The organism is Dyadobacter sp. Leaf189 (assembly GCF_001424405.1).
Classification (GTDB): domain Bacteria; phylum Bacteroidota; class Bacteroidia; order Cytophagales; family Spirosomataceae; genus Dyadobacter.
The window spans coordinates 357,850-369,367 of sequence record NZ_LMPS01000006.1 but is presented as its reverse complement, the minus strand read 5'-3'; the positions used below and the strand labels follow the sequence as shown (position 1 = coordinate 369,367).

The 11,518-nt window shown below is 46.7% G+C and carries 9 protein-coding genes; 6 read left to right on the top strand and 3 right to left on the bottom strand.

The window, feature by feature from the left end; all coding sequences use genetic code 11:
- The gene (locus ASG33_RS20085) at positions 1-642 is read right to left on the bottom strand and encodes a YceI family protein (protein ID WP_056289609.1); all 642 of its coding nucleotides are present in this window, start codon (positions 640-642) and stop codon (positions 1-3) included.
- A gap of 206 nt (positions 643-848) precedes the next feature.
- A complete protein-coding gene (locus ASG33_RS20080) occupies positions 849-2,504 on the bottom strand; it encodes a tail fiber domain-containing protein (RefSeq protein ID WP_162242763.1) in 1,656 nt (551 codons plus the stop codon).
- Between the two features lie 559 nt (positions 2,505-3,063).
- Here ASG33_RS20080 and ASG33_RS20075 point away from each other — a divergent pair.
- The 6 genes from ASG33_RS20075 (at position 3,064) to ASG33_RS20050 (ending at position 10,859) form a co-directional block, all read left to right on the top strand.
- Positions 3,064-6,279, top strand: coding sequence for a TonB-dependent receptor (locus tag ASG33_RS20075; protein ID WP_082489335.1), 3,216 nt, complete (start codon positions 3,064-3,066; stop codon positions 6,277-6,279).
- Between the two features lie 9 nt (positions 6,280-6,288).
- Positions 6,289-8,169 carry a RagB/SusD family nutrient uptake outer membrane protein gene (locus ASG33_RS20070; protein ID WP_056289600.1) on the top strand — a complete coding sequence of 627 codons (1,881 nt, stop codon included), beginning with the start codon at positions 6,289-6,291 and terminating at the stop codon, positions 8,167-8,169.
- 230 nt (positions 8,170-8,399) lie between these two features.
- On the top strand, positions 8,400-8,741 hold the full coding sequence (locus ASG33_RS20065; RefSeq protein ID WP_056289598.1) for a hypothetical protein: 342 nt from the start codon (positions 8,400-8,402) through the stop codon (positions 8,739-8,741).
- Between the two features lie 168 nt (positions 8,742-8,909).
- Positions 8,910-9,272: a hypothetical protein gene (locus tag ASG33_RS20060; RefSeq protein ID WP_056289596.1), complete on the top strand. Its 363-nt coding sequence runs from the start codon at positions 8,910-8,912 to the stop codon at positions 9,270-9,272.
- Between the two features lie 101 nt (positions 9,273-9,373).
- Entirely contained in the window at positions 9,374-9,799 is a 426-nt protein-coding gene (locus ASG33_RS20055; RefSeq protein ID WP_056289594.1) for a hypothetical protein, read from the top strand.
- Positions 9,800-9,926: 127 nt separating this feature from the next.
- A complete protein-coding gene (locus ASG33_RS20050; RefSeq protein WP_056289591.1) occupies positions 9,927-10,859 on the top strand; it encodes an aldo/keto reductase in 933 nt (310 codons plus the stop codon).
- Between the two features lie 5 nt (positions 10,860-10,864).
- On the opposite strand, the gene ASG33_RS20045 is transcribed toward ASG33_RS20050, so the two are convergent.
- Positions 10,865-11,506 carry a hypothetical protein gene (locus tag ASG33_RS20045; RefSeq protein ID WP_157474869.1) on the bottom strand — a complete coding sequence of 214 codons (642 nt, stop codon included), beginning with the start codon at positions 11,504-11,506 and terminating at the stop codon, positions 10,865-10,867.
- Between the last annotated feature and the right edge of the window lie 12 nt (positions 11,507-11,518).

Genomic DNA, 11,518 nt, shown 5'->3' with positions numbered 1-11,518 from the left:
TTATTTGCGGTGCCCCGAAATTTTCAGATGTACATCCACGACTGGTTTGATCGAACCTTCATCAGGTAAGCCGGGCTCGGTCGCGTAGTTCATTCCCCAGATCGTCCTGTCGAAAGGAGCGAAGGCTTCCAGTTTGAACACGTCCCCATTTACTTCAATTTTAGCTGGAAATGAGAATGGGTGTGCATTGCCCAGGATGGTAAGGTTACCGTGAACTTTGTAATTGGCACCAGCGATGATCCCTTCACCTGATCCTGTAAACGATTCCACACTGGTAAGGTCAAATTTTACCTCCGGGTGCAGCACCATATTAAAGAAATCGGGGCTTTGCAGGTGGTGTACCAGCGCGTGACGCAGCTCCTCGGTGGGCTGGTTGAAGTTCACAATTGAAGAAACGGGGATGACGAAAGACCCGCTTTTGACCTGGTTTCCTTCCACTGTAAAGCTTTCACTCTGCACTGCAATGGCGCCTTCATTGAAGAAACCTGTTTTCAGGTATCCTTTCCATTCAGCCGTGGAGGAGCTGTCGAGCGCGAACTCGGAGCGTGTTACCTGGTGATCTGTACAGCTGAAAAGCAAGCCTGCCGCAATAGCGAGTGTGTAGCATTGTTTAATTCTGAAAATAGAAGCGATGGTTTTCATGGCGTATTTTATTTAACATGGCTATTAGATAACTGCGGCAAAAGTAGCGGCCTCAGTAGCCAGAGCAACTACGCACGACGGAGTAAAACCTACGCGAAAGGGATTAGGTGAAGCGAGATGTTGCAAGCGCGCATCGTTCAAACATGAAAAAGCCGGCGAAGACGATCTTGCCGGCTGGACTATGTTCAATAGTTTAGGGAATATATTTAACGCGCCTTTTTGCTAGCGGGAGTAATAAGTTGTTCTCTTTTTAAGAGCTGGTTTACACTTGCTTCCAGGGTATTCAATCTTGAAAGCGCCTGTTCCAGTTCCTGGTTTTTGGCATTTAATTCTTTAACAGCTTCGATCAAATGCGGGATCAAGCCAGTGTAGTTGACAGACTTCAAACCTGAGGCATCTGTTTTGACCAATTCAGGAAAGATCTTTTCAACTTCCTGAGCAATTACGCCGGTTTGCAAACCTTGGTCAAGATGCTCGTCTTTCCAGAAATAGTGGTATCCCTTTAAATTGCTTATGTTCGCAAGGCTGCTGGTGAGCACCTGGAAATTTCTTTTCAGGCGCTGATCAGAGCTTTGAAGTACTCCTGATGCGACCATTGCATTCCCAATGTTGTCTACCCAAAAGCGCCAGGCATTTCCGATGTAAAAGCCAACTTCATCGTTGTTTTTCATCCCAACGAAAGCATTTGGCTGATTTTGTGTATTGTTGAAGTAAATGCCTGCGGTCTCCCCGTTGTGGCGAATGCGCGGTCGGCCGTCGATGTCAAGGATGAAATCCGGAAGAAGCGCGTTCTTTCCAAGCCCTATGTTTCCGTTCCGAAGCATTGTAAAGGCGTTCGATAAATCCGTTGGGCCAGACCCATTGCCTATTTGAAAAATGCGGTCAGAACTTTTTTTATCAGAAATAGCCGGGCCTGATGGATTATCCTGCACATTATTATAAGCTCCAAAGGTCGCAGACGCGAAAGCTTTGGCATAGGTACCCTCACCTGTTGTAAAAGACATGTTTCCTTCGGCGCTGGACAAATATCCGGTCGACATCGATCCGACACCATGGGCGGTGCTCTGGATCCCGATTGCGGTAGATGCTATCCCTTTTGCCACTGTTTCTCTACCCAAGCTGGTAGCATAAGCTGACTGTGCTTTGGTCTCGGAACCGAATGCGGTGGAATAGTTGGCCGAGGCAACGGACCGGTCACCACTTGCAATAGAGCCGGTACCCAGTGCAGCTGTCGCATTCCCCATGGCAAAAGCATAAGTGCCGGAAGCCTTCGTGTCAAATCCGAATGCAGCAGTGTGTGGACCAATATTGTTGTTGTTCCAGGCATCGCTGTTTATATAACCTGCTCTAAACGCCGCTTTTTTAGGATACCATATCAGACGTGTTCCTGCCGGTTGGTCGCTAATCGGCTCGCCAAATTCAAAAAAACCGGTTTGGATTACTGGTTCATTGTTTTTCCATCGCTCAGCTTGCTTCGCGTGTAATGCATAAGGCACGCTAACTAGCTGTGTAGATCCCAGGCTGACATAATTGCTCCCGCCATTGATGTCCATTTCGACATGCAAGAAATAATAGCCATTTGCCCAATCAATATTTGAATAGTAGCCGCCCACCAGAGTGCCTCCTCCAACAAGTACAGTAAAGACTCCCTGTGCATTTGTAATTGCCTTATGCTCTTCTGTAAATACGTTAGGATTGAGCATCGGGTGAATCCCTAGTCGCAGAGAAATGCTCTTATTAGCTGCTGGCTTACCATCTACATCTCTTGCGATCCCCTGGAATGAAAAAAAGTCACGGGTACCCTGCGCCTTCGTTAGAAAAGAAATACAACATGCGAGAATGAAAATAAAAAAGGATTTCATAAAGATATCTGTTAAGATGAGGACTTTGCCCACGTAAAATGGCCGACGGACATACATCTCTCAAAGTAAGCAGGCACTTACCGCTATAAACAAACCCATTACCCAGCGGCAAACGCGGCTTAACAAGCGGATCTTATCACCACACCCAGCATTTATTTCTATCCTCACATTTAACATTTGAATATCACCATAGCGCCACAGACGGGAGTAGTAACCCATGGTTATTTTCGAAGAAAACATAGTCAGATTGCTGGAATCCTTGTTTATGTGAATAATTTCATATCTTTTTGTACACCTGGTGACATCTTGTACAATCCGTAGAAGAGATAGTTTTATACAGATAATGCCCGATACGTTTATTATTCTCTGCTCTAAGTTCTGAGCTAATAATTCCCGGTATAATTACGTTTTTACCCCAAGTAGGACATTTGTAACTAAAAGTTGAATTATTAATTGTGTAATTTAGACACAGAAGCAAAGGAGGTGAGGACAGCACGACGCAAGAATTTCAATGTTTAACTATTTTTTTTCACTATCTACAAATTTATACGTTCGATCTATGAGAATTTCTAAAAGAAGAAGGGACCGGAACCTAACACGGTACTTTTATTCTCTTGTGCTGACTATGCTGGTCAGTGCCGCTGCATTCGCCCAGGATGCTGCAGTCAAGGGGAAAGTTAACGATGAGCAAGGACAAGGTTTGCCAGGAGTGAGTGTGGTTGTGAAGGGGACTTCGGTGGGAACCGTCACCGATTTGGAAGGTAATTATACAGTAAATGCACCTGGGACCGCGACGCTGGTCTTTTCATTCATTGGTTACATTACGCAGGAAATTCCGCTGGCCAACAAAACCAGCCTTGACGTTAAAATGCTTGTTGATACCAAAGCGCTGGACGAGGTAGTTGTGGTAGGTTATGGTACAGCAAAAAAAGCTACTTTAACGGGTTCCGTTACAGCAGTAAAAGGTGCTGAACTGCAAAAAGCACCGGCAACTAACCTTTCCAATACACTTGGTGGCCGTTTGCCTGGTGTTTCTACTGTTCAGGCGAGTGGTGAACCTGGTTACGATGGCTCTGCGATCCGTATCCGTGGTACCAACTCACTGGGTAACAGCAATGCACTGATCGTTGTAGATGGTGTCCCTAACCGTAGTGGCGGTTTGGACCGTTTGAACCCGGCCGATATCGAAAGTATCTCCGTTTTGAAAGATGCGGCGGCGGCTATCTACGGTTCGCGCGCAGGTAACGGGGTTATTCTGATCACAACAAAAAGAGGGAAAACGGGTAAGCCCCAGCTGGCGTACGACCTGAACATGGGTATTGCGCAGCCAACCCGTACTCCTGAAATGTCGAATGCAGCTGAATACGCTACTATCCGTAACGAGTTGCAGATTTATGACAATCTGCCGGTAGGGCAGTGGGGAGGCGCATTGCAAGGCTTTAATTCCAACGGTGCCTATACACGTACTGACAATGGAAACGTGCTGAGCGCCGTATTTACACCTGCTGATATCGACCGTTTCAGAGACGGTTCAGATCCATTGATCCACCCAAATACGGATTGGTATGATGCGGTAATCCGTAAGTGGTCTCCGCAGCAGCGCCACAACCTGCAATTGACAGGTGGTAGCGACAATATCAAATACCTGGCTTCATTGGGTTACATCAACCAGGAAGGTAACTACGTGAATTCGGCGACAGGCTATAAGCAATACGACATGCGTATAAACCTGGATACTAAAATCAACAAATATGTAAGTGCCAATCTTGGTGTTGCATTGCGTGAAGAATTCCGTCGCTTTCCGAATGGGGGTGGTGCAGGAGATATCTTCCGTATGTTGATGCGCGGTAAGCCAACTGAAATCGCAATTTGGCCGGATGGTCGCCCTGGTCCTGACATTGAAAACGGTCAGAACCCAGCTGTGATCACGACTAATACAACAGGATACAACCACGACAAACGTGACTACATCCAGACCAATGGAACGTTGGAGATCCTTATCCCGGGAGTGGAAGGTCTGAAAGTGACAGGTATGGCTGCATTGGACAAGCAATTGCGCCGCCAGAAGTCTTTCCAGAAACCATGGACACTTTACTATTGGGACAAAAAAAACTACGAAGCTGACGGAACTACGCCATTCCTTACCGGAACAGTACGCTCCACTTTCAGCGATCCCCGTCTGACAGAAAATGCTTCCCAAGAGCTTTCTATCCAGCTTACAGGTCAGGTTTCTTACGAGAAATCGATCAATGATCACAACTTTAATGTAATGGCTGGTATCCAGCGTGAAAAGGTTGATGCTGACGGTTTCTTCGCATATCGCCGCTACTTTATCTCGCCCGTTGTTGACCAGCTTTTTGCAGGTGGTGCAGCAGAGCAGAATATCGATAACTTCGATTTGTTCAGACGTGCACGTTTGAGCTACTTCGGTCGCGCGGGTTACAACTACAAGGAAAAATACCTTGCTGAGTTCCTGTGGCGCGTGGATGGATCCTATGTATTCCCGAAACAAGGCCGCTTCGGTTTCTTCCCAGGGGTATCAGCAGGTTGGAGGATTTCAGAAGAAGATTTCTGGAAAAACAATGTACGTTTCATGAACAACGTGAAAATCCGCGGTTCATGGGGACAAATGGGTGCTGAGCCTTACCTGATCGGTACCGAGACACTTGCTGAGTACCAGTACCTGTCTACAATGGGCTTTGGTTCTTACATTATCAATGATCAGGTTGCAAAAACATTGCTGGAAACACGCGTAGCTAACCAGAACTTTACCTGGGAGGTTGCCAACAACTCCAACTTTGGTATCGAAGGTACCTTGTTCCGCGACCGCGTTGCATTTGAATTTGACTACTTCGTAAACAACCGTTCGAACATCCTGATCCCAAAAGCAGGTTCAACTCCTTCTTCTGCCGGTATTGACGGAAAGCTTCCTCCTCAAAACCTGGGTAAGCTGCAAAACAAAGGATGGGAATTTAAAGTGAGCTACGATGGTAATGCAGGCGATTTCACTTACTCAGTAGGTGTGAATGGTGGTTATGCCAAAAACAAGATCAAGTACTGGGATGAAACGCCAGGTGCTCCGACTTACCAGCAAACTACCGGAATGCCTTACAACTCATTCCTTGCCTACCAGTATGACGGCGTGTTCCGTGACCAGTCTGAGATCGACTCAAATCCATTGGATTACAGCGGGATCACAGGTTCAATCCGTCCGGGTGATATGAAGTTCAAGGATATCAATGGCGACGGCAAAATTACTGCTGACGATAAGCTCCGGTCAGAAAAAACAAACCGCCCTCAATTCACAGGTGGTATGAACATCAACCTGGGTTACAAGGCATTTGACCTGTCTCTTTTGTTCCAGGGTACACTGGGCGGATTGCAGTACATCGGACAGACTGAATCCGGCGACATTGGTAACTACCTGAAATATGCTTACGATCACCGCTGGACGATCGACAATCCAAGTTCAACCGAACCAAGACTTGCCAACAGGAACAATACGTATTACACCAACTTCGATATTGCCGGAGCTAATACTTACTTCCTGAGAAGCAACAACTACCTGCGTCTTAAAAACATCGAGCTGGGCTACAACCTGCCTTCGGAAGTCGGTAGCAAAATCGGTCTGGGTAATTTGAGAATTTATGTAAACGGACTTAACCTGTTCACCATTGACAAGATCAAGATCTGGGATCCTGAGGCGACCTCTTCAAACGGTCAGTACTATCCTCAGTCCCGCGTGCTGAATGCTGGTGTACGTGTAACTTTTTAAGAAACAATCATGAAATTGAGTTATAAAAATTGGATATTCCTTGCAGCACTTGCCACAACCGGGCTCGTATCCTGCGACACTGAATTTTTGGACGTAACGCCTCCAACTGAAATCCCTGCAGAAGAAGTCTGGAAAGAAGGGGCATTGGCAGAAGGATTTGTAACTGGTATCTACCAGGGTTTACAGCAGGGCGGATTCAGCGAACAAATGCTGGCCTCGCTGACTGACGAAGCTGTTTTTACCCATACCGGGAGAAACATCAACACCGTAAACGAAGGTAGCCTCAGCCCGTCTAACCTGGGCTGGGTTGACGATACCTACGGCTGGGGACCAATGTATACCCGCATCCGGGCAACTAACCTCGCGTTGCAGAATTTGCCGACTGCTACTTTCGCAGACCAGACGCTGAAAGCAAGGTTGATGGGAGAGACGTATTTTCTTCGCGCCTATTACTATCAGCAATTGCTTCGCTACTATGGTGCGGTACCTATCATCACAAAGGTTTACAACCTGAATGAAGACTATTCCGTGCCACGTAATACGTACGACGAGTGTGTGAAGTTTGTCGTGATGAACTGCGATAGCGCTGCCATGTTGCTGAAAGGCAAAGCAGAAGTAAAAGGCCGCGCAACAGAAGTTGCTGCATTGGCGCTTAAATCACGTGTATTGCTTTATGCAGCGAGTGATCTGCATGATATGACCACTGCAAAAGCAAAATCATCTGTATTGGCGGCTTATCCCAATCCTGAGTTCCTCGGATATGTTTCCGGAGATCGCAAGGCAAGATGGCAGGCTGCGCAGGCTGCCGCGAAAGCTGCATTAGATGCAAGCTCAGGCGGATATAAACTTAACCTGACTGCTCCGGTAACCGCAGAACAAGGCAAGCAGAACTATGTTTCCATTTCAATGGGCGGTGGTAGTCTTGACAAGTCGGTTGATGCTTCTGGTGCAAGCGAGATCATTTTCGGCCGCTACTTCACACCAAGTCTTGCCGAAGGCGCACGCCAGATGGGCTTGAATAATGGTCCTAACGGATATCACAACTGGGCAGGTAACACTCCAATCGGTTTGCTGGTTGATGATTACCAGATGATGGATGGTACCAATTTCTCATGGACGAATCCGACCCACAAAGCGACTCCTTATGTAAACCGCGACCCACGTTTCTACGCGACTGTGATGTACGATGGCGCAACCTGGAAACCACGTCCGTCTGACGCAAAAGATCCTGCGAACCAGATTCAGACAGGTTCTTATGACCTGCTTGACGAGAAAGGCGCATTGTTTAACCGCAAAGGACTTGATACACGCAGCAGCTCAATCGAAGACTGGAACGGTAGCCGCACAGGATACTACATGCGTAAATTCATCGATCCAAACCCTGCGCTTTACGACAACACCGACAGGCAAAATATCCCATGGCCATTCATTCGCGTAACAGAAGTAGTATTCAACTACATCGAGGCAAGCATCGAACTTGGTCAGGAGGCAGAAGCATTGGCATGGCTCAACAAAATCCGTTTCCGCTCAGGTATGCCTGCGATCAAAGCTTCGGGAACTGCATTGAGAGATGCTTACCGTCATGAGAAGCGCATTGAAATGGCTTACGAAGAGCAGCGTTACCACGATGCACGTCGCTGGATGATCGCGAAAGAAACATTGGGTCGCCCATTGCAGTATATCACGGTAATCGGCAAGTTCAAGCCTGGCAAGAGCATGCGTGAGCCTTACCACTATGATCCGACTGTTTACGACTACACTTACACTCCAGTGGAAGAGAAGTCGCATGAAAACAGAACCTGGGTGGATAAAATGTACTTCCGTCCATTCAGCCGCGACGAGATCAACCGTAACGCGAAACTGGTTCAGAATCCGGGTTACGATAAGTAATTAAATGTTATTGATACTGAAAACCCGCGCCGGCATTCCGGTGCGGGTTTTTTGTTTTTGGTGAAAAAAACAACAGACTGCGGCGCTGATTACCATTGTCGTAATCCTCGTCCATTTTGTAAACAACTGTAAATAATAGGGTTGTGGTTTTTGGCACAATGATGTTTAATAACAGGGCAGAAGTGCGGATGCACGAGAATTAGTATCAATTGTCTAAAAAACATACGATCATGAAAAAGCTAATAGTATCGGCACTTGCCCTGACGCTGATTTCCTTTGCTTCGGCGCAAGCCCAAACAGGCCAGCAGGAAGCGCAACAACAGGAAGTAGCAGCGCAAAAACAGTCTGCCGTTAAGAAAGACAACAAGGAGAACAAAGTTGCCGTGAAACCGGAAGATCTTCCGGAAGGAATTAAGAAGACCATCAAAAGCGATGACTTCGCGGGATGGACAGTTAAAAAGGCCTTCCTGGTAACTGAAAATAACAATTCGCAATACTATGAATTGCAGGTGGCCAAGGGTAATGAAAATGCCCGTGTGAAACTTGATAAAGATGGTAACAATGCCGGATAAGGTTTTTAATCCAGCATACTAGTGAAGCCGGGACTTGTTCCCGGCTTTTTTTATGTTCAGTTTCCGAATTCTTGCCAGATAATAAATGAACTCCGCCACTCTGTAATTTGAAAATTCAAATGTCTTTCCAAGTCCTATTTTGAGTTTCAGAAACTTAAATTAGGAAAGATGGCGAATACAAAAACAATGATCGACCAGTGGGCGGTGCGTGATCTGGAAGATAATACGAGCATTAATGTGGTGGTAGAGGCAGGTACTGAGCTCGGGAATGCAGGCCTGCCCGGAATACAGATCATGAGTATGGGGCAGTTTATCACGTTTGAGCCAAATGCAGTGGAGCGTTGGGCTTACCTGGCTGGCAAGTCAGGTGCGACGGAATATTACATTGAAGATAAATCCTGGGCCAGGAATGAAGACGAGTACATTAAGTACTACCTGCTGACTGGCGGTCCGTTAAAAGCACGTGTTACCGTCAAAACCAGAAGCTCAAAGCCGGTTTCCAGAGAGTATGAACTTCCTTTTGAAGTTTAATGCCAGACTGTCCATGCAGTTCGATTCCTACAAATTGCGCGACTGCCTTACAACCATTTTTTGCATTAACGGTTCTTTTGATTGTCTTTAATTAACATACCATGAAAAAAACAATTCTTATCGCATTGATCTGTGCTTCCACATTAGCATGCACAAAAAATGAAGTAGCCGCTCCGCAGGAAAAAGTGGAAACTACTATTGTACCTTATCGTCAGTTAACCACAGTCCCTACAACAGGCGATGACCTGAAAGTGGATCTCCGCGAAGTTACTGACAGTCGCTGTCCCAAGAACGTGGTGTGCGTTCAGATGGGCGATGCCAAAGTGAAATTCAATGTATCCGATGGAAAAAATGCTACTGACGTGAGTGTGGCATTCAAAGGAGACAAGCGCACCGATTTTCAAACATTTACACTGAGCGGCCAAAGCTATGTGCTTAGTGTGAATGAGGTACTTCCGTATCCGGAAACTACCCAGTCGCCCAAGCTGGAAGACTATAAGGTAAATGTTTCCATTGAGAAAAAGTAAAAGGTAAATTGGTGTAAGGTTTGTAAAGGGAGTCAGCTCGATCTGGCTCCTTTTCTATTTTATAAACTTTTGGGGCGATTCTTCGATTGTTGTGTAAATTGAGCTACCGTAACACGATTTAAATGCAATGAAGCCCAATTTTTCAAGAAGGGAAGTATTAAAGGGACTGGGAGCGGTCGGTACAAGTCTGCTGATTGATCCCGTTCCGGTGAAAGCCTTTAAAGCACCAGCTATGTTAATGCAGCGTACCATTCCTTCGTCAGGAGAGAAGCTTCCCGTAGTTGGGTTGGGTTCCTGGCAGCAGTTTGATGTCGGTAGCTCTGCCGATGAGCGAAATCCTTTGAGAGACGTTTTGAAAAAAATGAATGAGCTGGGCGGAAAGGTTGTCGACGCCTCACCAATGTATGGCCGGGCAGAACAGGTAATAGGAGATTTGTCGGCAGAAATAAAACTCAATGAACAATTCTTCTTTGCTACAAAAGTATGGACAAGCGGGCGCCAGGAAGGCATTGATCAGATGAATGCCTCATTGAAGAAAATGAAGCGCACCAAGCTGGACCTGATCCAGATACATAACCTGCTTGACTGGGAGACCCATTTGAAAACTTTGAAAGACTGGAAAGCGCAGGGAAAAACAAGGTACATAGGTATCACTCATTACACAGATTCGGCGCATTCCCGGCTTGAACAAATCGTGAAATCCAAATCGGTAGACTTCGTCCAGTTTAACTATTCCATCCGCTCCCGCAACGCTGAAAAAAGCCTGCTGGACGCGGCCCGAGACAATGGAGTAGCTGTTCTGATTAACGAACCCTTTGAGCAGGGCGCATTGTTCAGGGCAACCAAAGGCAAGCAGCTGCCGGACTGGGCAGCTGACTATGGCATTAAAACCTGGGCGCAGTTTTTCCTCAAATACATGATCAGCCACGAGGCAGTTACGTGCGTCATTCCCGGTACTTCCGACGTGAAACACCTGGTTGATAACCTTGGTGCAGCAACCGGAAAACTGCCTGACGCAAATACGCGGAAAATGATGGTGAAGTACATTGAGACGCTGTAAAGCAACTACGCCTGGACTTTCGAAGTAAGATAGTTGAGCAATGCAGTAGCAGCCATCAGTGCCGGGCCAGCCAGTGCGTCGCTGAAAAGCACATCGCAATCCGCCTCGCCGAAATAGAGCCCGTTGGATACCAGGAAGGAAATCCTTGCATTGCCTGTCTTGGGTGGATTAAGCCGCCCATTTGGCCAGATACCTATTTCCTGCACTACCTTCCTGCTTTCTTCAAATAAAGTATCGATAAGTACCTGCGATTGTTCATTGGCAGATTCCCACAAAATGATCTTGCCGGTATGATGCAGGTACCTTGCTGTTCCATCCTGGTAAGCTGCCAGTACGTCCAGGCCGTCCTGCAAACCTACTTCAACGATCACTCCAAGGAGTTCCTGTTTCAGAACAGGCTGGTTGGCCTGCTGTAATCTTTGATAAGCCAGTAGCTTTATCCGCGTCTCGTTGGTGGCCAGATCGATCAGTTCATACAACTCATCCGGAGTCGCAGCCGGGTTGAAAAGTACCTGCCAGGGGTATACGCGGGTATCTTCCAAAACCTCCTCAAATAGTGACAGCTCATCACAAAAGAGCATTTCGTAAAGAAAGCTCAGCTCATTACCTGTTGCATCCACTGCTTTATTGTCATTGAACATAGTCATTTCGGATTGTTG